Below are 23,594 nucleotides of genomic sequence, written 5' to 3'. Positions count from 1 at the left end.
AGGGTAGCAGCGGCAGTGGGAGCCGTTAACTCCGCGGGTCAATGACGTGGATGAGCAGCGGCACGGTGCGGAGCCGGTAGACGCCGGGGGAGGTGTCAAAGGTGGCCAGAAGCTCGGCGGCGAGCCGGGGCGGGGCGGCCACCTCGGAGACTCCGCCCGCGCAGGAGGTCACCGCGTCGGGTGCAAAACGCACCCAGGTGTCGGGGCCCGCGGCCCGCACAAGCGCGAAGGGGCGAGAGAACGCGAGCCGCCCTCGTGCGGCACGCAGGAGCGCGGCCGCACCGGCCGGGTCGAGGTCGATCCTGCCCGGCTCGACGTCGAGGAACGTCACCTCCACGGCGCCGATGGAGGAGCCTTCGGCGGCGGTGGCGTCCTCGACGCGTCGGCGGGCCTCAGGGTTGTCGCGCAGCGATGCGCGCGCAGGGTCGGTCAGCCCGAGCGGGATAAAGTCCCCGAGCACTCCAGTGAACTTCAGCGGGTTCCACGCCAGCGCGTCCTCGAGGTCGCGGGCCGTGAGCCCCACGGCGTAGGTGTAGCGCACGGTCCCGGTGACCGTCTCCACGTCACCGAGGACGGGGTCGGCGACGAAGCTGAAGCCGCGCGGCCCATCGCCCGCGATGCCGGGGGCCTGCATGTAATGGCCCGGTTCGATCGGCCGGTCGCGCGTGTGGATGTGGCGGGCGAGCGCGAAGAGGATCTCGGCGGGCCACCGGGGCGGGGTGCCCTCGGAGGGCGCGGTGCGCAGGCTGAGCTCGGTCTGCAGCCCGGCCACGGGGACGTTCGAACGCACCCGCGACACGCCGAAGGTGGTGTAGAGCAGGTGGGGTACGGGTGTGCGGCACGGGTAGGCGAGGACCGCTGGGGCGTCAAGCTCACCGGCGGGGCCGGGGAAGGCGACGGGTTCCGCCGCCCCAGACGCCGCGTCGAGCGCGCGCAGAAGCGCGTCGCCGCCGAGGCGGGGCCGCAGGCGCGCGTGGACGCGACCTCGCCTGATGCCGGACCCGAACCCGCTGCCGAAGAGGTTCATGGAAGCATCCTACGCCGCCGAGAGAGAGGGCTAAACAAAAAAATCGGATCTTATGTGTGAATCCGGGAACTAAACGGATGTCCAGATCGTTGGTTATAGCGTTGGATCGTGTGAACCATGTGAACCCATGACGAAAGGACAAGGGCACAGTGAAAAACAACAATCCCGTGATGAACACACTGCCGGGGGTAGACGGCTACGGAAACTTCGGTGGCCAGTCCGGGCAGGCGGCGCAGCTTGATTCCGAGCGCCCCATGACCATCGACGATGTCGTCACCAAGGCGGGCATTACCCTCGCCGTGATCGTGGTCTTCGCCATGATCAACTTCGGCATCGCGCTGAGCGGCAACCCGGGCCTCGCCATGGGCCTCACGTTCGTCGGAGCCATCGGCGGCTTCATCACCGTGCTGGTTCACGCCTTCGGCCGCTCGTTCGGAAGCAAGGCCGTCACGCTGATCTACGCCGCCTTCGAGGGCCTGTTCGTCGGCGGGTTCTCGCTGGTGCTCAGCGGCTTCCTGGTGGGCAACGCCAACGCCGGTGCGCTGATCTTCCAGGCGATCATCGGCACGCTCGGCGTGTTCTTCGGCATGCTCTTCGTGTACAAGACCGGCGCGATCCGCGTCACCCCGCGCTTCAACCGCATCCTCACCGGCGCGATCTTCGGCGTGGCTGTGATGGCGCTGGGCAACCTCTTGCTCGCGATCTTCACGCAGGCCAACCCGCTTCGCGACGGCGGAATGCTCTCCATCATCTTCGGCGTCGTGTGCATCGTCCTAGCGGCGTTCAGCTTCCTGCAGGACTTCGACATGGCCGACCGCCTCGTGCGCACCGGCGCCCCGGCGAACATGGCGTGGGGCGTCGCCCTCGGCCTCGCCGTGACCGTCGTCTGGCTCTACACCGAGATCCTGCGCCTGCTGGCCATCTTCGCTGACAGGGACTAGCACTCGGCGGACACGACAGCGCCCTCCCCGCAACGAGCGGGGAGGGCGCTGTTTCGTGCCCGTGCCTGTTCGGTTTAGGTGTACTGGCTTTCCGGGTTGATCTCGCGGCCCTCGACGGAGACGGTGGTGAACTGGAGCTCGCCGTCGACCATCGTCGGGTTGCCGAGGATGATCTCGGCGTTTTCCACGCGGCGATCCGGGTCGATAGTCACGCGCGTGCCGGTGCCGACGGCGAGGTCCTCGCCCCACTCGGACCACTCAATGTCCTCGAGCAGATCGTTCTGATCCTTGCATGCGAGGACAATCTCGGTGGGTTCGGTCTCGCTCGGCTCCCCGCAGTTCCTCAGGACGGGCAGGGTACCCGCGGGGGCGGGCGAGGTGGTCCCGGTGACCTCGGCGACGTTGGTGGGGACGGCGTGGCCGGTCTCTGCAGTGCCGCCGGGCAGGGAGTCGGCGTCCTGGCTGGTCGCAGTGTCCACCTTCTGCTCGGAGTCCACCTGGCCGGGAGGTGAGCAGGCGGCCAGGCCTAGGGAGGCGACGGCGGCCACACTAGCGACGACTGCAGTGCGGGAGGAAGAAAGAGTCACGGGGTCAGTCCTTATGTATCGTTCTGCGAAGTACCGGAAATCACATGAAGAGGAGCGCGCCTAGGACTGCGCGCGGGGCGTGGAGGCCTTAACCGAATCATACGGCGAGGCGTCCACGATCGTCACCGAAATCTCCCGGCCGTTCGGGGCCGTGTAGGTGCGGGTCTCGCCCTCGGAAGCTCCGACCACGGCGGCGCCCAGCGGGGAGTTTTCCGAATAGGTCTCCAAGTCCTTGTTGTCGGTGGAGGCGGCGCGGGTACCGATGAGGAAGGTCTCCTTATCGTTCTCGTCGCCGTTGTAGTAGACGTGGACGACGGAGCCAACGTGGGCCACGCCCTCGACGATGCCGGCGCGCTCGGTGGTGGAATTGGAGAGGATCTCGGAGATCTGCTTGATCCGGGCCTCTTCCTGGTCCTGCTGCTCGCGCGCGGCGTCGTAGCCCGCGTTCTCCTTGAGGTCGCCCTCCTCGCGGCGCTCGTTAATCTCGGCCGCGATCTTCGGGCGGTTGTCGATGAGGGCCTGCAGCTCGGTCTCGAGCTTGGCCTTCATCTCCGGGGTGATGTACTGCTGCTGCGTGCCAGCCATGAAGTCTGCGCCTCCCGTGTAGCTATGGTGCGCGGGCGGTGCCACAGTAGCCCGCCCGCCATGGAAACATGCAATTATACAGCGGGATTCTACCACGCGGGCGGTGGACGCCCGTGGGGCCGGGCGGGGCCAGTGGGGCGTCGACACGCGAGGTGCTCGCGGTGGTTAGCGCGCCTCGGTGTGCGTCTGGCTGGTGTCCAGGTAGAAGGGGATATCCTCCGAGCAGCCGTAGATGCGCCCGGACACGCCCGGCGCCCGGACGGGCAGGTCCACGCCGATGCGGGTGAGGGTCTCGCCTCCCGGGGGCAAAGCGACTTCACGCCGCCCCACCTCGGCAAAGCTGTAGTCCACCGCCGTGATGATGCAGTAGGAGGGGACGTCGGTGTTCCGGCGGGTGACGTCGATCCATAGGCGGGTGGTGGAGTCGTCGACAGCTTCCTGCGTGATGAACTCAGCGGTAACGGGCACGGCGGCGCGCTCGACGAGCGTGCGGGCAAAGGCCACGGCGATGAGCACGACCACGATGACGAGGGCCGCGACGAGCACCTTGCCGCCCATCCCTCCCGGACGTGCGGCCTTGTCCGTGATGCCGTAGCGGGTCACAGGGCGGCGGGGAGGGCGCGACGGGGATTCTGCGGGGGACGGGGACGCGGGCACGGTCAGAGATTCCTTTACACGGTAGAACACGGTAGAGCACGGCTGAAGCGGTCAATGACTTCATTCGAGATGGTACTAAGATGGATGCGGTTAACGTAACGCCCCTATGCACGGGTGAGGGCCACAGCAAGGAGGACTGAGGACACAGTGAGCGCTAGGCGCCTTTTGGCAATCCACGCGCACCCCGACGACGAGTCATCCAAGGGCGCGGCCACCACGGCGAAGTACGCTGCCGAAGGCGGAAGGGTTAAGGTGCTGACCTGCACCGACGGGCAACGCGGGGACATTCTCAACCCGGCGATGGACCGGCCGGGGGTGCTGGAGAACATTCGGCGAGTGCGCGAGGACGAAATGGCGCAGGCCGCGGCGGCGCTCGGCGTGGAACACGAGTGGCTGGGCTTCGAAGATTCCGGCCTGCCGCAGGGGGACCCGCTGCCGCCGCTGCCCGAGGGCTGCTTCGCCCTCGAGGACGACGACACCGTGTGCCGTGAGGTTGTCCGCGTCATCCGCGAGTTCCGCCCGCAGGTCATCATCACCTACGACGAAAACGGCGGCTACCCGCACCCGGACCACATCAAGGTGCACGTCGTGTCCATGCTGGCCTGGGAGAAAGCCGGGGACCCCGAGTACGCTCCCGAGCTCGGCGCGCCGTGGACCCCGCAGAAGCTGTACTACTCGCACGGTTTCATCCTGCAGCGCATGGAGCGCCTCCACGAGATGCTCGTCGCGCGCGGCCAGCGCAGCCCCTACGAGGTGATGATCAAGCGCTGGCGCAGCAACGAGGCCGACATCATGGGCCGCGTGACCACCCAGATCGAGTGCAGCGACTACTTCGACCGCCGGGCCGCGGCGCTGACGGCCCACGCCACGCAGATCGACCCCGCCGGCGCCTTTTTGGCAAGCCCAGTGGAGGATCAGCAGAAGGCCTGGCCCACGGAGGAGTTCGAGCTGGCGCGCAGCCGCGTCGCTACCACCGTGCCGGAAGACGACCTTTTCGCCGGCGTGGACCTTGACGCCGGGGCAGCCAAGGAGGACTAAATGCCTATCGACGCCCTCACCAACGCCTCGGGGTGGCTCATCGCCCAGGCGCCACAGGAGACCCCCGTCGGCCCCGAGTTTGGCAAGGCCGCGCCGTTCGGCCTGCTGCTCATCGTCGGCCTGCTCGTGGTCGTGTTGTTCATCGGCTTTTCGTTCCACCGCCGCTACTCGCGCTTCCACCGTCGGCGCCTATTCGCGGAGGCCCGTGGCCTCGACCCGTTCGACGAGGAGGCGGTGGACCGCGCGATGGAGGAAGCCGGCGTGCTTGACCGGCGCCGCAAGTCCCGGTTCTAGCGTTAGTTAGCGGCAGGATAGGGTTAACGGTGTGGCAGCGCTAGCGAAGATCCTCTACCCCCTCTACGAGAAGCGGCTCCAACGCGAGCTGCGCGGCAAGGTGCGCCCGAAACACATCGCGGTGATGGCGGACGGCAACAGGCGCTGGGCCCGCGAGTCGGGCTTCACCGATATTTCTCACGGCCACCGAGCGGGTGCGGCGAAGATCGGGGAGCTCGTCCGCTGGTCCGCGGAGCAAGACGTCGACGTGGTCACCATCTATTTGTTGTCCACGGAAAACCTTCAGCGCACCACGGAGGAGGTCGAGCTCCTCTTCGACATCATCTCGGACGTGGTCGACGACCTCGCCACCGAAAACTACACCTGTCGGGTCAAGCTGGTCGGCCACCTTGATCTCCTGCCGGCAGAGGTCGCCGACAGGATGCGCCGCTCGGCCGCGACGACGACCAAAAAGCCGGGCCTGAGCGTCAACATCGCCGTCGGCTATGGCGGGCGCCAGGAGATTGTCGACGCCGTTCGCTCGCTTATCGACGCCTCCGTCGCCGCCGGGGTCAGCCCCGACGGGCTGGCCGACGCCGTCACGATTGAGTCGGTCTCGCGCCACCTGTACACCTCGGGGCAACCCGACCCGGACTTGGTCATCCGTACCTCGGGTGAGCAGCGGCTCAGCGGCTTTATGCTGTGGCAGGCCGCGTACTCCGAGATCTGGTTCACCGACACGTACTGGCCGGCGTTTCGCAAGATTGATTTCCTGCGCGCGCTGCGCGACTACTCGCAGCGCTCGCGGCGCTTCGGCAAGTAGAGCGCTGTTACGCCCCTGCTCGCAGCGCGGAAAGCGACGAGGTGAGGCCGTTGAGCAGCGGCGTGAGGCCCAGAACGTTGAGCTGCGCGGCGAGGCCAAGGATCACAAGCAGGAAGGCGGGGATGCCGATGCTGAGTCCGAGTGTCAGGTGGCGTGACGAGCCGGAGCGGGGTTTGTCGTGCTCGCCTTGCTCTTGGGCCTGGCCGCCGCCCTGGCCCTGATCCGGCTCCTTGCCTGGGGCTGTGGTCTCCCCGTCCTTGGTGGGTTTCTGCATGGCTGCGTCGATCGCGCGGTCCTCGGCGCCGATACGGGAGTGGCGCTCGTCGATGGTCATCGGGTTGAGGAAAGCCTGCGGGTCAGCGGCGAACCTTTCGAAGTCGGGGAAGGCGTTGACTGTGTCCCCGCGGGTGGTGTCCACCGCGGTCAGGCCGCGGAGAGCATCCCAGTTGGTGAAGCTGTTGTACCCGAGCGTGAGCGCTTTCACGGTGCGCCTCTGGTAGCCCTCGGCCCAGTCCGAGAGCCGATCGAGGTCGGTGATGAAGTTGTGCTCGAGGTTGAGCCGCTCGATGGCGCGCTTCTGCGGGAGAGTCCCCAGCGTCTCGATGAGGTTGTAGGACAGGTCAACGGTGCGCGCAAACGGCAGATCCTTCGCCTTCGAGAGGTCCCCAATGCGGTTGTGGGAGAGGTCGAGCGTCGACATCGTCTCTTCGGGCTGCCACGTCACGTGCTCGAGGTTGGAGATGCGGTTGTGGGAGACGTCGAGAACGTCGAGTGCAGAGAACTCCGTGACCACCGAGACGTCGTGGAGCCAGTTCTGCTCCGCGCGCAGCTGCTGCAGCGCGGTGGCGCCGGAGAGCTCGGCGATCGACGTCAGCTCGTTTTCGGAGACGTCAACGACCACGAGTCGCTTCGCTTGGCGCAGCGGCGCGATGTCCCGCAGCTTGTTGCCGCGGAGGTTCACGCTCGCGAGGTTCACCGCGTGCTCGAGGCCCTGCAGGTGTGTAATACCCAGCTTGGGGCAGCTCAGCGCCTCCAGGCCCTCGAGGGCCTTGTTGGTCATCGGGACGTTCGGGGCGATGTCGGCTTGGCTTCGGATGCACGCCTCCAGACGGGCATCCGCGATGTCGACGTTTGTCAGGGGAGCGTCGGTCTCAGCCGGGCCAGTACGCGGGTTCCTAAACCGGGTGGGGAAGACGTCCCACAACTGCGGTCGCAGCAGCGTGTCGGCCCGGTCGTCATCGGTGGTGAGGGTGACAACGAGTGGCTCGCCCCCCTCGTTGTCGTAGAAGCCCACGAGGTCCTTAACACGCCCCATGAGGGTGGGCTCGAGCGAGGAGATGACGCTGTAGCCGTCCCGTGTTTCCACCGTGAGCCCGTTCAATCGCGCGATGGGTTCCTGCGTGAACTCCACCACGCCCTCCTTGGCCATGGTGCCTGTGGTGTAGCCGTCGACAAGCAAAAGCTCGTTGTCAAAGTCGATGGTCGGGTTCGAGATCCGCACGTTGAGGATTCCGCCGTACTTGTACCAGGCGACCGCGCCGTCGAAATGGAGCTTCCCGCGTGGCGACGCCACATTGATGCTCTGGCCGGGTCGAACCTTCCACATGAGGCTGCGTGAGTGCTCGAGGAGGTCCACCTGCGTGCGGGTTTCGCCCTCGTCTCCGACGAGGGTCGTTCCCACGTAGTCGCGGAAGGAGCGGCGGAAATCCCAGTTCGCGTACGCTGCAGCGATGGGGGCGGCTTGGTCCTGGGTGCTGGTGCTGGCGACAGCGTCGGTGTGCGTGGTGCTCTCGGTGCCGGAGGCGGGGGTGACGTGCCCGACGGCGAGGGCAACGGCGAGAGCGGTGGACACCGCGGCCTTCCGCGTGAATGGGCCCATAGATACTTCCTTTCCAGGTTAGGTTAGGCTTTACTTAAGCCGGAAATGAGCATACATGTGGCGCTGCTGCCGTCGTCCATCAGGTTAGGTTAGGCTCCGCTGAATTATCGACGGAGCGAGCGGAGCTTTCAGTGGTCCTAGTTGTACTTCCCTGTCATGTTGCACAAGCCCTACGCCATCGCTGCCGATTTCGTTGCCATCGCTGCCTTCGCCCTTCTCGCCCGCGCCGCTCACCAGATCGAAGAGATGCCGTTGACGTTTCTTGGTTGGCTCGAGACCTTTGTTCCCTTCGGCGTCGGCCTGGCCCTTGCGTGGCTTGCGGTGCGGCGCAACACGGGGTGGTTGATTTGGCTGATCACCCTGGTCGTCGGCCTGATCATGTGGGGTTTCTCCCGTGACAAGCTGCCTCACTGGTCCTTCGTTGTCGTCACCGGTGCCACCTGCGCCCTGCTCATGCTCGGCTGGCGTGGCATCGCGAAGCTCGTGCTGGCGAGGCGCTTTTAGACCCAGCTGAGCTCGTTGTACTCCTCCAGCGTCCGGGCGTCGTCGTTGCGCACCGGCAGCCCGCGGTCTGTGCTGACGTAGCGCACCCCGCCCGGGCCCAGGAAATGAAAGTCCCCACCGTCGCGCAAAATGGTGATGCGGTTGTCGCTGACGAGGCTGTGGCACGCCGAACACAACGGCAGCAAGTTGTCCAGGTCCGTCGGCCCGCCATCAGCCCAGTCGTGGACGTGGTGCATTTCTATAAAGCGCGTGTGACTGCACCCGGGCATCGCGCACTGGTGACGCCACATGAGCATCAGCGCGTTGACCTGGGCGTCGGAGGCAAGCCGAAACGCGCGCCCACTGTTGAGCACCAGCCCTGTGTCGTCGACCCTGTTGAGCCGGTAGGAGGCGTTGGCGAGGAAGTTTTTCACCGCCTCTGAAGGCGCACCAGGGTTGTAGGGCAGGTAGGCCTTGCCGTCGGTGGTCATAACGACATTGACATGCGCCCCGGGTGCGCGCAACGGGTTACGCGGCCGCGACAACGTCATGTTCACCATGCCCATGAACGCGCTGACCAGCACTTCCCCGATGGGCAGGCCGAAACCGGAGCAGCCGCGTGTTTTCTTATCCTGGCGGTCCATTTCAGCGTCGATACGCTCCGGATCCACTGTCCCGTCGTTGCCTGCTAAGGATGTCCAGTCCACGTCGTGCCAGGCGAGTTCCCCGACCTTCATCGCCGCCATCACACGCGCGCCTTCCGCCGCGTTGAAGTCCGCCCACAGCTTTATACGCCCATCCGGCGCGGCTTTTAGACGCACGTAGGACGTCCTCGTCGCTTTCTTTGCTGGCTGGCGGAATTGCAGCAGCGCGATCTCCAACTCGTGAAACGTCATGGTGCAGGCCAGCTCCACCAGCTCAGCCTCGTTGTCCTTTGTGAGCAGCGGCAGTATCAATCTGACCTTGGAGTAGTTTGTTCGCCCCTCCAAGAATGCTTGTGCCATCACCTCGAAGCGCAGCATTGCGCGGGCAACCCTGACGTACTCGTGGGCGGTGGAGTTCGGCACCGCGATGCTCCTAACAAGCCATAATGCGGTCGTTTGTGCGCCGAACTGGGGGGCGAGCCCGAGGACGTCGAAAAGTGCTATGGCGTAGAGTATCTGCGCCTTGCGGCGCGAGAATACGCCGAACCCTTTTTCGATGGTGTGCGCGATATGCAAGGGTGCGCTGTCCCTGCTGACGGTGGTTGGTGGTGTGTCCATTGCTCCCCCAAGCGTGTCGATCGTGTGTTTGATTGACAGTATAACGACGCGTCGGACATGTGGGTTGAGCTGGATAAAGGCAGCTTTTCGACGTTTGTATAGCGCGCGTGTTTGAGCGGGGCGGACTATGCAATGCGTACCGATCAACGCCCGACCGTCGAGCGCCCGGCTATGCAATGCAGACCGATCAGCGCCCGACCACCAAGCGCACCGACTATGCACTGCAGACCGATCAACCCCCCGAGCGCCAAGCGCCCCGACTATGCAATGCAGACCGATCAACCCCCGAGCGCCAAGCGCCCCGACTATGCAATGCAGACCGATCAACCCCCCGAGCGCCAAGCGCACCGACTATGCAATGCAGACCGATCAACCCCCCGAGCGCCAAAACTATGCAATGCATACATGTCGGCCCCGAAGCGGACGGGCCCGAAACTATGCAATGCAGACCGATCAACCCCCCCGACCACCTAGCGCCGCGACTATGCAATGCATACGGGGCACCCCAACCGTCAAGTGCACCGGCTATGCAATGCATACACCCCGGCCCCAAGCGGACGGGCCCGAAACTATGCAATGCATACGGACCGACTCCCTGTCAGTGCTCACACGTTCACAACCTGCCGAGGAAGTACATCTAGTGCTCGGGGCTACAGCTTGCGCATGCGCACGCGCTCGACGGAGTGGTCGGGGCCCTTGCGGAGCACGAGGGAGGCGCGCACCCGCGTGGGAAGGATGTTTTCGACGAGGTTCGGCAGGTTGATGGACTGCCAAATCTCGCGCGCCTCCCGCGTGGCCTGCTCGTCGTCGAGATCGGCGAAGCGGGCGAAGTGGGCGCCGGGCTGGCGGAAGGCGGTGGTGCGCAGCTTGAGGAAGCGGTCGATGTACCACTGCTCGATGTGTTCGGTGGCGGCGTCGACGTAGAGGGAGAAGTCAAACAGGTCGGAGACCATGAGCGTCGGGCCCGTCTGCAGAACGTTCAACCCCTCGAGGATGAGGATGTCCGGCTGGCGCACGACCTGGTACTCGCCGGGGACGATGTCGTAGGCGTTGTGCGAGTAGACGGGCGCAAGCACCTCGCGGTTGCCCGACTTGACCTCGGTGACAAACCGCATGAGCCGGCGCCGGTCGTAGGATTCCGGGAAGCCTTTGCGGCCCATGAGCTTGCGCTCGCGCAGGACGGTGCCAGGGTAGAGGAACCCGTCGGTGGTCACGAGATCGACCCGGGGGTGGGACTCCCAGCGCTGGAGCAGCACTTGGAGGACGCGCGCGGTGGTGGATTTGCCCACAGCGACTGAGCCTGCGAGGCCGATGACGTAGGGCACGTGGATGGGCGCGCCGATGAAGGTCTCCGTGGCCGCGGTAAGCTTCTGTCGCGCCAGAACTTGCAGGTGGATCAGGCGTGAGACGGGGAGGTAGATCTCGGAAACCTCGTTCAGGTCGAGGTTCTCGCCGATGCCGCTGAGTTGGACCACCTCGTCCTCGGTGAGGACCTGGGGCCACGCAGCGCGCCTCTTGCGCCACGCTTCTCGCGGGAAATCAACGTAGGGGCCGGACTCAACAGCACGGGACATGAACACCATTGTGTCATTCTTAGAATAAGCGCGGAAAAGTGGGTGCCGGCAGTTCCTTCGATGAATATACTGCTTGGTACGCCCATTTTTGGGGGCGTGTCTGCAAATAAGAAATCCACCGAAAGGACTCGAGCACGTGTCTGACGACCTCCGCTACCAAGATCTTGCCTCATTCGACCCCGAAGTCCACGAGGCCATCCGCAACGAGCTCGGGCGTCAGCGCGAGACGCTGGAGATGATCGCATCCGAAAACTTTGTCCCGCGCTCCGTGCTGCAGGCGCAGGGATCGGTGTTCACCAACAAGTACGCCGAGGGCTACCCGGGGCGTCGGTACTACGGCGGCTGCGAATTCGCTGACGTCGTCGAGGACCTGGCACGTGACCGCGCCAAGGAGGTATTCGGGGCGCAGTACGCCAACGTGCAGCCGCACTCGGGCGCGCAGGCGAACGCCGCCGTCCTCATGGCGCTGGCTGAGCCGGGCGACACCATCCTCGGCCTCGACCTGGCTCACGGCGGTCACCTCACCCACGGCATGAAAATCAACTTCTCCGGCCGCCTGTACAAAGTCGCCGCCTACCAGGTGGAAAAGGACACGCACACCATCGACATGGCCAAGCTGCGCGAGCAGGCTCGCGAGGTCAAGCCAAAGGTCATCATCGCTGGTTGGTCCGCTTACCCGCGCCAGCAGGACTTCGCCGAGTTCCGCTCCATCGCCGACGAGGTCGGCGCCTACCTGTGGGTCGACATGGCGCACTTCGCGGGCCTCGTGGCTGCCGGCCTGCACCCCAACCCGGTGCCGCACGCGCACGTCGTGTCCTCCACCGTCCACAAGACCATCGGCGGTCCGCGCTCCGGCTTCATCCTGACCAACGACCTTGAGCTGCACAAGAAGCTCAACTCCACGGTTTTCCCGGGCCAGCAGGGCGGCCCGCTCATGCACGTGATCGCCGCCAAGGCAACAGCATTCAAGATTGCCGGCACCCCGGAGTTCAAGGACCGCCAGCAGCGCACCCTGGACGGCGCGAGCATCCTTGCCGAGCGCCTGACGCAGGATGACGCGAAGCAGGCCGGCATCGACGTGGTCTCCGGCGGAACGGACGTCCACCTTGTCTTGGTTGACCTGCGCAACTCCGATATGGACGGTCAGCAGGCGGAGGACCTGCTGCACCGCGCGGGCATTACCGTCAACCGCAACGCTGTGCCCTTCGACCCGCGCCCGCCGAAGGTCACCTCGGGCCTGCGCATTGGCACCTCCGCGCTGGCAACCCGCGGCTTCGAGGCGGAAGACTTCCGCGAGGTCGCGGAGATCATCGCTGAGGTGCTCATCAAGGGCGATGAGGCTGATGTCGATGCCCTGCACGCGCGCGTCGACACGCTTGCAGAGAAGTACCCCCTCTACCCCAACCTTGAGGATTGGAAGATGCTTTAAGCCCTGTCCGTGTCCTCATGCAGCCCGCGCTCCTGTGCCAAGGTAGCGCGGGCTGTACGCAGCCACTCGGGCTGATCGGCCAAGAGGGCCTTGATCTCCTCGGTAGTGAGAGGCTTGTCGAGGTCGTTGGCCTTGAGGGCGGTGATACTGATTCCGAGCTTGCGCGCAACCTCGGGGCGGGGGTGCGGCCCGTTCAGGCGCAGCTCCTGCAGCCACTCGGGCGGATTGTCCTGCAGCTCGCGCAGCTGTGCATGCGTGACGGCGCCGTTTCGAAAGTGGTCGGGAGTGGCCGGTAGGTAAATTCCGAGCTTCTTTGCCGCGGTGGCGGGCTTCATTGCGGTGCCCGATGGCTGGTTGTGCGTCATGGCCTTGACGGTAGCATTAACCCATGCTCAGGCTTTCCTTCGTCACAGGGACTGAACCCGGCAAGTGGCTGCGCCGATACGAGGCATCCACCCGCGAGGCGATCGACGCCTCGGGCAGCGACGACCCCCTCGCCGAGCTCGAGGCGGGTCGCTGCGACCTTGCCCTCGTCCGCTTACCCGACGAGCGCGTGACGCAGCGCCATCACGTGGTCACCCTCTACACGGAGGCGCCCGGCGTGGCGGTGCCCAAGGATTCCGTGTACGCGGAGGTGGGGGAGGCGGTGCGCCCCGAGGACGTGGCCGACGAAATTGTCACCCTCGCGTTCACCCCAGGCACCACGGTCGAGGAGCTTCGCGGCGCCCTCCAGGTCGTCGCCGCGAACGTCGGCGTCGCGTACGCCCCGCGGCCGCTGCTGAAAATTTTGTCGAAGAAACAGGTGGTGGCTCTCGAACTGAGCGACGAAAATGCACCCATAACGACGATCGCATTGGTGTGGGAAAAACGGGCGGATTCCGACCGAATTCAAGACTTTGTGGGTGTTGCAAAAGGCCGCACCGTAAATTCTTCTCGTACGTCAAAGGCGCAGGTGAAGGGTAAAAATGAACGGCGTTCTCCGAGGTCGCGGCGGGGAAGGATTCGACGCAGGTAGGAAACTTTCCGTACAGTGGAGGTTACAAGTGATACCAACGACGAAAGGGAAGTTTTTACCATGATTGTTCGCAAGAAGATTGCTGCAAGCGCTGCCGCGCTCGCTCTCGTGACCGGCCTGACGGCGTGCGCTGACGAGGAGCAGCCGGAAGAGACCACCGCGCAGGAGACGGCGGCCGAGGAATCGGAGGAGCAGCCGAGCGAGGAGGTCACCCCGGAGCCGGAGGAGCAGCAGGAGCAGGCTAACGAAAGCACCGACACCCCCGAGGGCGTTACCGTCGAGGTGACCACGGCGGACGGCGCGACGGTGCTCGTGCCGCAGGGCGTCGCCGAGGCCATGAGCCAGTACGCCGAAGCCGACTGGGGCGAGCCTGTTGAGGTCGAGGAGGTCGACAACGGCTGGATCGTGTCTTATGACGACGAGCACTACATCGCGTGGAACGAGAACACCGGCGGCGCACCGACGTGGGGCGAGATTGCCAACAACTGGCTGACCAACGTCCGCGCCGACTCCTCCTTGGGCTTCCCGGTGGCGCCGGAGGAGGTCCACCCGGACCAGGAAGGCTGGGTCCAGGAGTTTGAGAACGGCCGCATCGAGTGGGTCCGCGGCGCTGACGGTGTCTTCACCGCCAACGTCATCGAGGAGTAAAAACCCTCGCGTTATAGCCCCGCTCTGACCCTGAAGAAGGGCGCGGAGCGGGGCTTTTCCGCGTCTTATTGCGCGACATGGTGGAAAAGTGAACAATTGCTGCCATGTCTCAGAACGGTTTTACGATCCGTCCCATCCGCCGCGAGGACTACCCGCAGGTCCGCGCCATCTATGAGATGGGCCTCAGCTCAGGCCACGCCACCTACGAAACCGAGGGCCCGAGCTGGGAAGAATTCACCGCAAAGAAGATCATGGAGGCGGTCTTCGTAGCCGTCGACGACGAGGACGAAGACAAAATTCTCGGCTGGGTGTCGGCGGCGCCGGCGTCCTCGCGCTCCGTCTTCCACGGGGTCGTCGAGGACTCGATCTACTCGCACCCGGACGCGCAGGGTCGCGGGGTCTCCGGGGCCCTCCTCGACCGGCTCATCGAAGCCTGCATTGATCTGGACAAGTGGTCGATCCACTCGTGGATTTTCCCCGAAAACGAAGGGTCTGCCGGCCTGCACACCTCGCGGGGATTCGAGAAGGTGGGCACCCTTCATCACATGGCCAAGATGACCTACGGCGACATGGAAGGCGAGTGGCGCGACACCGATATCTACGAGCTGCTTTTGCCCAAGCCGGGCGAGAAGCGCCGCGAGCCCGCGGTTAGTCGATGGTCTCGCTGAGCGGGTCCTCCTTCACAGGGATGAGGAGGGCCAGCGCCAGCAGGGCGAGGGGCACAAGCATCAAGAAAATCGGCGTGAGGCCGTCGTTGTAGCTGGTGAGTACAGCGGAGCGCAGGGCGTCGGGAAGCATGCCCACCGCTTCGGGCGTGAGCGACTGTTGGGCCGCCCCAGAGGTGAAGGCCTCGGCGTAGGGCTCGCCCTCCGGCCCCATCGCGGTGAGAGCCTCGGGCACGCGCTCGCGCAGGTTCTCGGTCATGTTGTGCACGAACAGCGAGCCGATGAGCGAGGCGCCGATCGCCCCACCGATCTGCCGGAAGAAGTTGTTTGCTGCGGTGGCGGTGCCGACGACCGCCAGCGGGAAGGAATTTTGCACGATGAGCACCAGCACCTGCATCACCAAGCCAAGGCCGACGCCGAGGACGAACATGTAGACCCCGAGCAGCGGCAAAGGGGTGCTCACCTCAAGCGTGGAGAGCAGCCACAGGGCGAGGGTCATGAACCCCATGCCGATCAGCGGGAAAATCTTGTAGCGCCCGCTAGCAGAGATGAGGTACCCGACCCCGATACCTGTGATGAGCATGCCCAGCATCATCGGCAGCATCATCAGGCCCGCGTTGGTCGGCGTGAGCTCGTGGACCATCTGCAGGTAGGTGGGCAAGTAGCCGAGGCAGCCCATCATCGCGATGCCGAGCACGAGGCCCGCCACCGTGGTGAGCACCATGTTGCGGTTGCGGAACAGGTACATCGGGATGAGCGGGTTCGCCGCGTTCGCCTCGACGAGTACGAAGAGGACCGAGGAGATGACGGTCGTTGCGAGCAGCCCGAGGATGATCGGCGAGCTCCACTCGTACTGGGTGCCGCCCCACGTTGTGGTGAGGATCAGCGAGGTGGTAGCCACCACCATGAACAGCGTCCCCAACCAGTCGTAGCGCAGCCCCCATGGCGAGCCGGTGCGCAGCTTGAGCACGGCCGCGGACAGCGCCATGGCGACAAGACCAAGCGGGATGTTCATCCACAGCCCCCAGCGCCAGCCGGGGCCGTCGGTAAACCACCCGCCGAGGACGGGGCCAAGAACGGAGGCGACGCCGAAGACGGCGCCGATCGCGCCCATGTACTTGCCGCGCTCGCGGGCGGGGACGACCTCCGCGATGATTGCCTGGGAGCAGACCATCATGCCGCCCGCGCCGAAGCCTTGGATCGCGCGGCCGACAATGAGCATGCCCATCGAGGACGCGAAGCCGCCGATCGTGGAGCCGACGAGGAAGAAGACGATGCCGCCGATGTAGAGCCACTTGCGGCCGATGCCGTCGCCGAGCTTGCCGAAGACGGGCAGCGCGATGGTCATGGTGGCGAGGAAGGCGGAGATGACCCAGCTCATGTGGTCCACTCCGCCGAGCTCGCCGACGATGGTGGGCAGTGCGGTCGCGAAGATCATCTGCCCCAGCGAGCTCATGAGCATGGTGGTGAGAAGGGCGGTGAAAATCAGGCCGACCCGTGGGCGTTCGTCTGCGGTGTCTACCACGGAAGCTCCTTTGCTAGGTCGATATGAAAGCGGGCTGCTGCCCGCAGCGGCTCGATCCCGACGGGGTCGGTCGCAGGGAAATTCGGGTTGCTCAGATACGTGGACACGGACACGTAGAACAGGTTGACAATGGCGTTGGCCTCGATTTGTTGCGGTGCCCCAGGCAGCTTACGGTCAGCGGGGAAACGCGCAAGATGCGTATCGACGGCCCGCCCGAGCCGCATCAATGTTTCTCCCAAACGCTCGAAGGCCGCGCCCGAGAGCGCCGGATTCTGCTTCAGGATGGCCCTGCGCCGCAAAAGGTGCTCGCGCCCAAGGACGTCGGGGCGCACCGTCAGCTGGCTGAAGATGAGATCGAGGATGTTGCCCGACGGGCTGGTCGCGATGGTATCGAAGGCCTCGTCGCTCAACGCGAAGGGGAAGGGACCCAAGACCGCCTCGTCCTTCGAATCCACGTAGTTGAAAAACGTGCGGCGCGAAATGTTCGCGGCGCGGCAGATGTCCTCGATGGTGACGTTGTCGAAGCCGCGCTCTTCGACGAGCGCCATCGCCTCGTCGATGATGCGCCGCCGCGTCTCGCGCCGCTTTCGTTCCCGGAGTCCGTCGCTCTTTTCTTGCACAGAGTGCGAGATTACACCCGGTGCAAAAATGTGCAAATGTTCGACTACACCGGGCTCTCCCACGACAAGGTGCCGTGGGTGGTCGACCCCTCCGCGCCGACGCGTTCGAGCTCGATGATCCCCGGCGCGGCGTCGCGCACAGACCACGTGCCTTCGCTGTCGGGGCAGCGGGTGGTAAGAGGGCGGGCCGTCCAGGCGTCGTCACGCGACTGCGTGAGCAAAAGCGCGCAGTTTTTGGCGGGGTAGGAGAGCATGGCGCTGTCGCCGGCGAAGGTGAGCACCCCGTTGAAGCCGGACTCTGCCCCCGACGAGGTGGAGGTGATCCATCCGGTGTAGGTGCCGGGGGCCGGGGACTGGGCGGGCCCGTTCGGCGGTGCGGGCTGCGCGGTGACGGTGACGACCGCGGGCGACGCCGAGCGTTCGGACGCGGGGCGCGACAGCGCGTAGGCCGCGGCGGCGGCTGCCGCAAGCACCGCGACGATGAGGACCGCGATCGCGCCGATCACCCACGGGCGGTTTGAGCCTCCGCTGTCGCGCAGCTCGCTGAAAGAATCAGGCATTGAAAAACCCCCAGTCGGCAGGGATTGGACTGGGGGCTCATCTTAGCGGCGGGCTAATTGCGGTCGGTGTTCGCCATGCTCAGCACGTCGAGGCGCTTGTCCAGCTCTTCCTCGGTGAGCCTCTCGCCGTCGACGTAGCCGAGGTCGATGACGGCCTGGCGGATCGTCGTGCCCTCGGCGAGGGCGGTCTTGGCCACCTTCGCCGCGGCCTCGTAGCCGATAGCGCTGTTGAGCGGGGTGACGATCGACGGGGAGGACTCCGCAAGCTCCTTCATGCGCTCGATGTTGGGCTCGATGCCGTCGACAAGCTTGGTCGCGAACTGGCGGGCGGTGTTGGCCAGCAGGCGGGAGGACTCGAGCACGTTGCGGGCCATCACGGGGATGAACACATTGAGCTCGAACTGGCCCTGGGTGCCGGCAAAGGCGACGGCGGCGTCGTTGCCGATAACCTGGGCGGAAACCTGCGTTGCGGTCTCGCACAGGACCGGGTTGACCTTGCCCGGCATGATGGAGGAACCCGGCTGCAGGTCCGGCAGGTGGATCTCGCCGAAGCCTGCGAGCGGGCCGGAGCCCATGAGGCGGATGTCGTTGGCGATCTTGTACAAGGAGACGGCCACGGAGCGCATCGCACCGGAGAACTCGACGAGGCCGTCGCGGTTGGCCTGCGCCTCGAAATGGTTTTCGGCCTCGGAGAGCTGCTCGACGCCGGTGAGCTTGATCAGCTCTTCGGTGACCTTGCCGCCGAACTCCGCCGGGGTGTTGATGCCGGTTCCGACGGCGGTGCCGCCGATAGGCAATTCGCCGAGGCGCGAAAGGACGCCCTCGACGCGCTGGATGCCCAGCTCAATCTGGCGGGCGTAGCCGGAGAACTCCTGGCCCAAGGTGACCGGGGTGGCGTCCATGAGGTGGGTGCGGCCGGACTTGACCACCTCATGCCACTCGGAGGCCTTGGCCGCCAGGGACTCGTGCAGCACCTTCAGGGCCGGGATGAGGTCGGTGACGGCGGCCTCGGTGGCGGCGACGTGGGTCGCCGTCGGGAAGGTGTCGTTGGAGGACTGGCCCATGTTGACGTCGTCGTTCGGGTGGACCTCGACGCCGTTGGCCTTCGCGATGGAAGCGATGACCTCGTTGGTGTTCATGTTCGAGGAGGTGCCGGAGCCGGTCTGGAAGACGTCGATGGGGAACTGATCGTCGTGCTTTCCATCGGCGATGTCCTTCGCCGCTGCGATGATGGCGTCGGCCTTGCCGGCATCGAGCGTGCCCAGGTCCTTGTTCACCTGTGCGCACGCGGCCTTGAGAAGGCCGAGGGCGCGGATCTGCTGGGACTCGAGCGGGCGGAAAGAGATGGGGAAGTTCTCCACGGCGCGCTGGGTCTGCGCGCGCCACAGCGCGTCGACGGGCACCTTGACCTCGCCCATCGTGTCGTGCTCGATGCGGTATTCCTGATCAGCCATGAAAACGTAATCTTTCTGTTCGGGGACGTACTTACCTAGAGATTATGCCCGCTCGCCGCGGCCCGGGTGGTGACTATTCCGCCGGGCCGGAGTAGTCGACGACGGAGTAGGACTGCAACTTGGACAGCTGGTGGATGGACTCGATGTAGCGGACCGTGCCGGAACGCGCGCGCATGACCAGGGACCGAGTGGTGGCCCCGTTCTTTCGGTAGGACACCCCGCGCAGCATGTCGCCGTTGGTCACGCCCGTGGCGGCGAAGTAGCAGTTGTCCGTCGAGACCAGGTCGTCGAGTCCAAGAATGCGGTCGAGGTCGTGGCCCGCGGCGAGCACCGCGGCACGCTCTGCCTCGGACTGCGGGGCGAGCTGGCCTTGGATCTCGCCGCCGAGACACTTCATGGCGCAGGCGGTGATGACGCCCTCTGGGGTGCCGCCGATGCCCATCGCGATGTCGATGGAGTTCGTATCCTGAGCGGCCGCGATCGCGCCGGCGACATCGCCGTCCGCGATGAAGCGCACCTTCGCGCCGGCCTCGCGGATCTCGCGCACGAGCTGCTCGTGGCGGGGGCGGTCGAGCACGACGACGGTGACGTCGGCCGGCGCCACGCCCTTTGCCTTAGCGACGGCCTTGATGTTGTGCTCCACAGGCGCAGTGATGTCGACGCTGCCCTTCGCCTCCGGCCCGACGGCGAGCTTGTTCATGTAGAACGCGTCCTTCGGGTTGTACATCGTGCCCCGGTCCGCGGCCGCGATGACGGAGATGGCGTTCGGGCGCCCCTCCGCCATCAGCGTCGTCCCGTCGACGGGGTCGACCGCGATGTCGACCTTGGCGCCGGTGCCGTTGCCCACGAGCTCGCCGTTGAAGAGCATCGGGGCCTCGTCTTTCTCGCCCTCGCCGATGACAATGATGCCGTCCATGCTGACCGAGTTGATCATCTTGCGCATCGCGTCGACGGCCGCGCCGTCACCCGACTCTTTCTTCCCCCGGCCGACCCACCGGCCGGACGCCAGCGCGGCCGCCTCGGTGACGCGCACGAGTTCTAGGGCAAGGTTACGGTCCGGGTACTCCGGGGACCTCTGCGTCGTTGAAGTGTCGGTCATAGAAGGCGGCCTCCTGAGCTGTCGAACGTTCGGCGCGTGCCGCGGGCGCGGCACGGGGGTATCCAAGCGACCATTGTTGCACTTCCGGCTCCGGTTTTTTCCCCCTCCCACCTTCTTACGGGGGTGGGAAGGTGGGCGTGACATACTGGAGCGCGTGGCTTCGGACGACAAACCCCGCATTTTTCAGGACGGCCGGGACATGGCGATCAACATGGCGATCATTGTTGTCGCCATGCTCGTCGTCGTCGGGTTCACGGGCCTGTGCACGTTCAATCCGGGCGCGCCGGAGGGCGGCCCGGTTCAGGAGGTGGACGCGGAGACCTTCCTCGGCTTGGAGGCCCGCGCCGTCGACTTCCCGGTGCGCTACCCCGAGATGCCGGAGGAGTGGACGACGAACTCCGCGCGCCGCTCGGTGATCGAGGGCGACCCCGCGCCGGTGGTCGGCTGGGTCACGCCAGACCAGGGTTACGTCCAGCTCACGCAGACCGGGGCGGGCGTCGACGAGGCCGTCCGCGGCCTTGACCCGCACCCGCGCGAGTACGACCGCTCGGAGCCGGTCGGCGGCGCCGAGGCCCGGGTGTATACCTCGGGGGACGCGGACGTGCGCGACGTGTGGGTCGTCGACGACGGTGACGTGCGCCTCGTGGTCACAGGCGCCGGCACGGACGAGGAGCGCCGCGAGGTCATCACCGCCACGCTCAGCAGCGAGCCCCTGCCCCGCGGTTAGTCGGTGTCGGCGTTCGTCTCCCCGCCGTCGCCGTCGCCGTCGGTTGTGGAGTCGTTGCCGATGGCGGCTTCGACGCGTTGAGCGGCGCCGTCAAGGAGCACTTCGCAGCGTTTCGCCAGAGCCTCGCCGCGCTCCCAGTAGGCGAGGGATTCGTCAAGGCTCATCTGGCCCAGCTCGAGGATCTTCACCGTTTCCACGAGTTCGTCGCGGGCCTGCTCGTAGGTCAGGGACGACGGGTCGGGCAGTGCGTCCTGCCCCCCGCGTCCGGCGCCAAACGTGTTCTGTGTCGGGTCGCTCATGTAGGTGTACTCCTTCAGTAAAGACGTGGGTGGGGCTAATCGGCGGGGGTGGTCCCGATGGAGGCGGCGGTGATCGAGCCGTCCCCGACGCGGATGCGCAGTTGCGAGCCCGGCGGGGCCTGCTCGATGCTCGTGACCACCTCAGGCTCGCTGTGGTCGCGCGGCAGCACTTGGACCACGGCGTAGCCGCGGGCCAGGGTTGCGGCAGGGCCCAGCGCCGAGACCTGGGCGCGCAGCGCGCGAACCGCCGCCTGCTCCCTGTCCAGCAGGTAGCCCACGTCGCGTCGGATGAGGGAGCGCGCTCGGTCCACCTCCTCCCGGCGCTGGCGGATCGAGGTCAGCGGGTTGGCCAGCACGGGGCGCGAACGCAGCGCCTGCACGGTGGAGCGCTCGCGCTGGACCCAGCCGCGCAGGGCGGCGTTCATCCGGGCGCGGGCCTCGTCGAGCAGGGCATATTCCTGCGTGACGTCGGGGACGACGCGCTTCGCCGCGTCCGTGGGTGTGGCGGCGCGCAGGTCGGCCACGTTGTCGAGCACTGGGTTGTCGGGTTCGTGGCCGATGGCCGAGACGACCGGGGTGGAGGCGGCGGCGACGGCGCGCTGGAGCGCTTCTTCCGAAAACGGCAGCAGGTCCTCGACGGAGCCTCCGCCCCGGGCGATAATGATGACGTCGACACGCGGGTCGGCGTCGAGCTCACGCAACGCCGCGACCACCTCGGGCACGGCGTTGGCGCCTTGGACCGCGGTGTTGCGCACCGCGAAGCTCACCGCCGGCCAACGGTTCTGGGCGACGGAAAGCACGTCGCGCTCGGCGGCGGAGCCCTTCCCCGTGATCAAGCCAACCGTGCGCGGCAGGTAGGGCAGCGGTTTCTTGCGGTCGGGGTGGAACAGGCCCTCGCTGGCCAGTTGCGCGCGGAGGCGCTCGATGCGCGCCAGTAGCTCGCCCTCGCCGACGTGGCGGATCTCGGTGACCCGCATGGAAAAGGAGCCGCGGCCCGCGTAAAAATCCGGCTTGCCGTAGATGACCACGCGGTCGCCGTCTTTGAGCGGGGTGGGCATGGAGCGCAGCAGCGACGTGCTCGCCGTGAGCTGAACGCTGACTTCCTCCTGCGTATCGCGCAAGGTAAGGTAAGACAGCTTCCAGGTCGGCTTCATGTTGATCTGCGTGAGCTGGCCCTCGACCCAGAGCCACCCGAGCTTGTCCACCCAGCCTTTCACCGATTGATTGAGCTTCGACACGGCCCACGGGGATTCGGGGGTGCTCGCCGCGGAGCGCGTGGACGTCTGTGTTGTCTGTGTCACGGAACCGGTGCCCGCCCCTTTCTGCATCTCACGGTGCGCGCGGAGCGCCGCATGGGCGGCACCCCGCAAACATCACCAGCATAACGGTGTCTGTCCTTTTAGACGGTGATTCGATACCCTTGGTTCCATGACAGATCAGGGTAAGAAGGTTCTTCTCGCCGCCCCCCGCGGTTACTGCGCTGGAGTCGACCGGGCGGTCGAGACCGTGGAAAAGGCGCTGGAGAAGTACGGTGCGCCCGTCTACGTGCGCAAGGAGATTGTGCACAATAAGTACGTCGTGGAGACGCTCAAGGACCGCGGCGTGATCTTCGTGGAGGAGACCGACGAGGTTCCGGAGGGTGCGCACCTAGTGTTCTCCGCGCACGGAATTTCCCCGGCGGTGCGTAACTCCGCGGCTGACCGCAACCTGCTCACGCTGGACGCCACGTGCCCGCTGGTGACCAAGGTGCACAACGAGGCCAAGCGCTTCGCCCGCAACGGCTACCACATCCTGCTCGTCGGCCACGAGGGCCACGAAGAGGTCGAAGGGACCGCGGGTGAGGCGCCGGAGGTGACCCACCTCGTCGACGGGGTCGACGGCGTGGACAAGCTGCCTGACTTCGCGGAGGACCAGAAGCTCGTCTGGCTGTCGCAGACGACGCTGTCGGTGGATGAGACGATGGTGATCGTCAACAAGCTGCACGAGCGTTACCCGAACCTGGAGAACCCGCCGAGCGACGACATCTGCTACGCCACCCAGAACCGTCAGGTGGCGGTCAAGGCGATTGCGCCGCGCGCGGACCTCATGATCGTCGTGGGCTCGCAGAACTCCTCGAATTCGAAGCGCCTCGTCGAGGTCGCCCTTGAGGCGGGGGCACGGGACGCCCACTTGGTCGACTACGCCCGCCAGATCGAGGAGGAATGGCTCGACGGCGCGAATACCGTGGGCGTCACCTCGGGTGCGTCGGTGCCGGAGATTCTCGTGCGCGAGGTCGTCGAATCGCTGGCCGAGCGCGGCTTCACGGACGTGGAGGAGGTCACGACCACGACCGAGACGATCACGTTTTCGCTGCCCCGCGACCTGCGCCCCGCCCGCGTGTAACGCGAGCCCGCTGGCGCGGCTGGCTCTGGGCGAGGGCCCGCT

General features: G+C 65.9%; 26 protein-coding genes. 11 read left to right on the top strand and 15 right to left on the bottom strand.

The annotated features are described in order from the left end of the window. Positions 1 to 25: 25 nt before the first annotated feature. Complete coding sequence (locus BLT81_RS06370) at positions 26 to 1,027, bottom strand: suppressor of fused domain protein (RefSeq protein ID WP_019194131.1); 1,002 nt, start codon at positions 1,025 to 1,027, stop codon at positions 26 to 28. Between the two features lie 149 nt (positions 1,028 to 1,176). Here BLT81_RS06370 and BLT81_RS06365 point away from each other — a divergent pair, with 149 nt between their 5' ends. Further along, the gene (locus tag BLT81_RS06365; protein ID WP_019194130.1) at positions 1,177 to 1,968 is read left to right on the top strand and encodes a Bax inhibitor-1/YccA family protein; all 792 of its coding nucleotides are present in this window, start codon (positions 1,177 to 1,179) and stop codon (positions 1,966 to 1,968) included. Positions 1,969 to 2,042: 74 nt separating this feature from the next. Here BLT81_RS06365 and BLT81_RS06360 read toward each other — a convergent pair whose 3' ends face one another. From BLT81_RS06360 to BLT81_RS06350, 3 genes are all read right to left on the bottom strand, one after another. Beyond that, on the bottom strand, positions 2,043 to 2,555 hold the full coding sequence (locus tag BLT81_RS06360; protein WP_040421268.1) for a hypothetical protein: 513 nt from the start codon (positions 2,553 to 2,555) through the stop codon (positions 2,043 to 2,045). 60 nt (positions 2,556 to 2,615) lie between these two features. After that, the gene (gene greA / locus BLT81_RS06355; RefSeq protein ID WP_019194128.1) at positions 2,616 to 3,140 is read right to left on the bottom strand and encodes a transcription elongation factor GreA; all 525 of its coding nucleotides are present in this window, start codon (positions 3,138 to 3,140) and stop codon (positions 2,616 to 2,618) included. Between the two features lie 165 nt (positions 3,141 to 3,305). Beyond that, positions 3,306 to 3,797 carry a DUF4307 domain-containing protein gene (locus BLT81_RS06350; RefSeq protein ID WP_231286595.1) on the bottom strand — a complete coding sequence of 164 codons (492 nt, stop codon included), beginning with the start codon at positions 3,795 to 3,797 and terminating at the stop codon, positions 3,306 to 3,308. Between the two features lie 147 nt (positions 3,798 to 3,944). Here BLT81_RS06350 and mca point away from each other — a divergent pair, with 147 nt between their 5' ends. From mca to BLT81_RS06335, 3 genes are read left to right on the top strand one after another with little or no spacing between them, the layout of a single operon-like run. Next, positions 3,945 to 4,835 (top strand): mycothiol conjugate amidase Mca, encoded by an 891-nt coding sequence (mca, locus tag BLT81_RS06345; protein ID WP_040421264.1) that lies wholly within the window; start codon positions 3,945 to 3,947, stop codon positions 4,833 to 4,835. Next, positions 4,836 to 5,129 carry a hypothetical protein gene (locus BLT81_RS06340; protein ID WP_019194125.1) on the top strand — a complete coding sequence of 98 codons (294 nt, stop codon included), beginning with the start codon at positions 4,836 to 4,838 and terminating at the stop codon, positions 5,127 to 5,129. It begins immediately after the preceding gene. Between the two features lie 31 nt (positions 5,130 to 5,160). Continuing rightward, complete coding sequence (locus BLT81_RS06335) at positions 5,161 to 5,931, top strand: isoprenyl transferase (RefSeq protein ID WP_019194124.1); 771 nt, start codon at positions 5,161 to 5,163, stop codon at positions 5,929 to 5,931. Positions 5,932 to 5,938: 7 nt separating this feature from the next. Here the strand turns inward: BLT81_RS06335 and BLT81_RS06330 are convergent, their stop codons facing one another. Beyond that, on the bottom strand, positions 5,939 to 7,810 hold the full coding sequence (locus BLT81_RS06330) for an HtaA domain-containing protein (RefSeq protein WP_019194123.1): 1,872 nt from the start codon (positions 7,808 to 7,810) through the stop codon (positions 5,939 to 5,941). A gap of 156 nt (positions 7,811 to 7,966) precedes the next feature. Between BLT81_RS06330 and BLT81_RS06325 the strand changes: the two genes are divergently transcribed. Then, positions 7,967 to 8,314, top strand: a complete 348-nt coding sequence (locus BLT81_RS06325) for a DUF3054 domain-containing protein (RefSeq protein WP_040421347.1) — start codon at positions 7,967 to 7,969, stop codon at positions 8,312 to 8,314. Here BLT81_RS06325 and BLT81_RS06320 read toward each other — a convergent pair. Both BLT81_RS06320 and coaA read right to left on the bottom strand, forming a co-directional pair. Continuing rightward, positions 8,311 to 9,555 (bottom strand): HNH endonuclease signature motif containing protein, encoded by a 1,245-nt coding sequence (locus tag BLT81_RS06320; RefSeq protein WP_083337254.1) that lies wholly within the window; start codon positions 9,553 to 9,555, stop codon positions 8,311 to 8,313. The two genes, BLT81_RS06325 and BLT81_RS06320, sit on opposite strands and share 4 nt — an antisense overlap. 650 nt (positions 9,556 to 10,205) lie before the next feature. Further along, positions 10,206 to 11,129 (bottom strand): type I pantothenate kinase, encoded by a 924-nt coding sequence (gene coaA / locus BLT81_RS06315; protein ID WP_040421345.1) that lies wholly within the window; start codon positions 11,127 to 11,129, stop codon positions 10,206 to 10,208. A gap of 136 nt (positions 11,130 to 11,265) precedes the next feature. Here coaA and glyA point away from each other — a divergent pair, with 136 nt between their 5' ends. After that, positions 11,266 to 12,558: a serine hydroxymethyltransferase gene (glyA, locus tag BLT81_RS06310; protein ID WP_019194119.1), complete on the top strand. Its 1,293-nt coding sequence runs from the start codon at positions 11,266 to 11,268 to the stop codon at positions 12,556 to 12,558. On the opposite strand, the gene BLT81_RS06305 is transcribed toward glyA, so the two are convergent. Continuing rightward, complete coding sequence (locus BLT81_RS06305; RefSeq protein ID WP_019194118.1) at positions 12,555 to 12,923, bottom strand: DUF5997 family protein; 369 nt, start codon at positions 12,921 to 12,923, stop codon at positions 12,555 to 12,557. The two genes, glyA and BLT81_RS06305, sit on opposite strands and share 4 nt — an antisense overlap. Before the next feature lie 23 nt (positions 12,924 to 12,946). On the opposite strand from BLT81_RS06305, the gene BLT81_RS06300 reads away from it, so the two are divergent. The 3 genes from BLT81_RS06300 to BLT81_RS06290 all read left to right on the top strand — a co-directional run bounded on the left by BLT81_RS06300 (position 12,947) and on the right by BLT81_RS06290 (position 14,889). Further along, positions 12,947 to 13,573 (top strand): LysR substrate-binding domain-containing protein, encoded by a 627-nt coding sequence (locus BLT81_RS06300; protein ID WP_019194117.1) that lies wholly within the window; start codon positions 12,947 to 12,949, stop codon positions 13,571 to 13,573. 60 nt (positions 13,574 to 13,633) lie between these two features. Then, positions 13,634 to 14,221, top strand: a complete 588-nt coding sequence (locus BLT81_RS06295; RefSeq protein ID WP_019194116.1) for an LGFP repeat-containing protein — start codon at positions 13,634 to 13,636, stop codon at positions 14,219 to 14,221. A 104-nt stretch (positions 14,222 to 14,325) separates the two neighbouring features. Then, positions 14,326 to 14,889 carry a GNAT family N-acetyltransferase gene (locus BLT81_RS06290; protein ID WP_019194115.1) on the top strand — a complete coding sequence of 188 codons (564 nt, stop codon included), beginning with the start codon at positions 14,326 to 14,328 and terminating at the stop codon, positions 14,887 to 14,889. Here BLT81_RS06290 and BLT81_RS06285 read toward each other — a convergent pair. The 5 genes from BLT81_RS06285 to glpX all read right to left on the bottom strand — a co-directional run bounded on the left by BLT81_RS06285 (position 14,870) and on the right by glpX (position 20,144). Further along, positions 14,870 to 16,411, bottom strand: coding sequence for an MDR family MFS transporter (locus BLT81_RS06285; protein WP_019194114.1), 1,542 nt, complete (start codon positions 16,409 to 16,411; stop codon positions 14,870 to 14,872). The genes BLT81_RS06290 and BLT81_RS06285 overlap by 20 nt on opposite strands. Then, positions 16,405 to 17,031, bottom strand: coding sequence for a TetR/AcrR family transcriptional regulator (locus BLT81_RS06280; RefSeq protein ID WP_051011457.1), 627 nt, complete (start codon positions 17,029 to 17,031; stop codon positions 16,405 to 16,407). The genes BLT81_RS06285 and BLT81_RS06280 overlap by 7 nt, the downstream gene beginning before the upstream one ends. A gap of 44 nt (positions 17,032 to 17,075) precedes the next feature. Continuing rightward, positions 17,076 to 17,591: a hypothetical protein gene (locus BLT81_RS06275; RefSeq protein ID WP_019194112.1), complete on the bottom strand. Its 516-nt coding sequence runs from the start codon at positions 17,589 to 17,591 to the stop codon at positions 17,076 to 17,078. Between the two features lie 53 nt (positions 17,592 to 17,644). Next, entirely contained in the window at positions 17,645 to 19,045 is a 1,401-nt protein-coding gene (locus BLT81_RS06270) for a class II fumarate hydratase (RefSeq protein WP_019194111.1), read from the bottom strand. Between the two features lie 73 nt (positions 19,046 to 19,118). Next, positions 19,119 to 20,144, bottom strand: a complete 1,026-nt coding sequence (gene glpX / locus BLT81_RS06265; RefSeq protein ID WP_019194110.1) for a class II fructose-bisphosphatase — start codon at positions 20,142 to 20,144, stop codon at positions 19,119 to 19,121. 154 nt (positions 20,145 to 20,298) lie between these two features. On the opposite strand from glpX, the gene BLT81_RS06260 reads away from it, so the two are divergent. Then, positions 20,299 to 20,871 (top strand): DUF4245 domain-containing protein, encoded by a 573-nt coding sequence (locus BLT81_RS06260; protein ID WP_019194109.1) that lies wholly within the window; start codon positions 20,299 to 20,301, stop codon positions 20,869 to 20,871. On the opposite strand, the gene BLT81_RS06255 is transcribed toward BLT81_RS06260, so the two are convergent. After that, on the bottom strand, positions 20,868 to 21,170 hold the full coding sequence (locus tag BLT81_RS06255; RefSeq protein WP_019194108.1) for an exodeoxyribonuclease VII small subunit: 303 nt from the start codon (positions 21,168 to 21,170) through the stop codon (positions 20,868 to 20,870). The two genes, BLT81_RS06260 and BLT81_RS06255, sit on opposite strands and share 4 nt — an antisense overlap. 35 nt (positions 21,171 to 21,205) lie before the next feature. After that, entirely contained in the window at positions 21,206 to 22,498 is a 1,293-nt protein-coding gene (gene xseA, locus BLT81_RS06250) for an exodeoxyribonuclease VII large subunit (protein ID WP_019194107.1), read from the bottom strand. 100 nt (positions 22,499 to 22,598) lie between these two features. Here xseA and BLT81_RS06245 point away from each other — a divergent pair, with 100 nt between their 5' ends. Next, positions 22,599 to 23,552 carry a 4-hydroxy-3-methylbut-2-enyl diphosphate reductase gene (locus BLT81_RS06245; RefSeq protein ID WP_019194106.1) on the top strand — a complete coding sequence of 318 codons (954 nt, stop codon included), beginning with the start codon at positions 22,599 to 22,601 and terminating at the stop codon, positions 23,550 to 23,552. Positions 23,553 to 23,594 lie beyond the last annotated feature (42 nt).

Origin of the sequence: Corynebacterium timonense (assembly GCF_900105305.1) — a bacterium.
Classification (GTDB): domain Bacteria; phylum Actinomycetota; class Actinomycetes; order Mycobacteriales; family Mycobacteriaceae; genus Corynebacterium; species Corynebacterium timonense.
Note: the sequence above shows the minus strand (reverse complement) of the source record. Positions and strands in the feature narration are given on the sequence as shown.

Bases quoted from the DNA above. Each gene is read 5' to 3' on its own strand.
- BLT81_RS06370 (WP_019194131.1), bottom strand. From the start codon at position 1,027: ATGAACCTCTTCGGCAGCGGGTTCGGGTCCGGCATCAGGCGAGGTCGC.
- greA (WP_019194128.1), bottom strand. From the start codon at position 3,140: ATGGCTGGCACGCAGCAGCAGTACATCACCCCGGAGATGAAGGCCAAG.
- BLT81_RS06340 (WP_019194125.1), top strand. From the start codon at position 4,836: ATGCCTATCGACGCCCTCACCAACGCCTCGGGGTGGCTCATCGCCCAG.
- BLT81_RS06330 (WP_019194123.1), bottom strand. From the start codon at position 7,810: ATGGGCCCATTCACGCGGAAGGCCGCGGTGTCCACCGCTCTCGCCGTT.
- BLT81_RS06325 (WP_040421347.1), top strand. From the start codon at position 7,967: ATGTTGCACAAGCCCTACGCCATCGCTGCCGATTTCGTTGCCATCGCT.
- BLT81_RS06320 (WP_083337254.1), bottom strand. From the start codon at position 9,555: ATGGACACACCACCAACCACCGTCAGCAGGGACAGCGCACCCTTGCAT.
- coaA (WP_040421345.1), bottom strand. From the start codon at position 11,129: ATGTCCCGTGCTGTTGAGTCCGGCCCCTACGTTGATTTCCCGCGAGAA.
- BLT81_RS06305 (WP_019194118.1), bottom strand. From the start codon at position 12,923: ATGACGCACAACCAGCCATCGGGCACCGCAATGAAGCCCGCCACCGCG.
- BLT81_RS06300 (WP_019194117.1), top strand. From the start codon at position 12,947: ATGCTCAGGCTTTCCTTCGTCACAGGGACTGAACCCGGCAAGTGGCTG.
- BLT81_RS06295 (WP_019194116.1), top strand. From the start codon at position 13,634: ATGATTGTTCGCAAGAAGATTGCTGCAAGCGCTGCCGCGCTCGCTCTC.
- BLT81_RS06290 (WP_019194115.1), top strand. From the start codon at position 14,326: ATGTCTCAGAACGGTTTTACGATCCGTCCCATCCGCCGCGAGGACTAC.
- BLT81_RS06275 (WP_019194112.1), bottom strand. From the start codon at position 17,591: ATGCCTGATTCTTTCAGCGAGCTGCGCGACAGCGGAGGCTCAAACCGC.
- BLT81_RS06270 (WP_019194111.1), bottom strand. From the start codon at position 19,045: ATGGCTGATCAGGAATACCGCATCGAGCACGACACGATGGGCGAGGTC.
- glpX (WP_019194110.1), bottom strand. From the start codon at position 20,144: ATGACCGACACTTCAACGACGCAGAGGTCCCCGGAGTACCCGGACCGT.
- BLT81_RS06255 (WP_019194108.1), bottom strand. From the start codon at position 21,170: ATGAGCGACCCGACACAGAACACGTTTGGCGCCGGACGCGGGGGGCAG.
- xseA (WP_019194107.1), bottom strand. From the start codon at position 22,498: ATGCAGAAAGGGGCGGGCACCGGTTCCGTGACACAGACAACACAGACG.
- BLT81_RS06245 (WP_019194106.1), top strand. From the start codon at position 22,599: ATGACAGATCAGGGTAAGAAGGTTCTTCTCGCCGCCCCCCGCGGTTAC.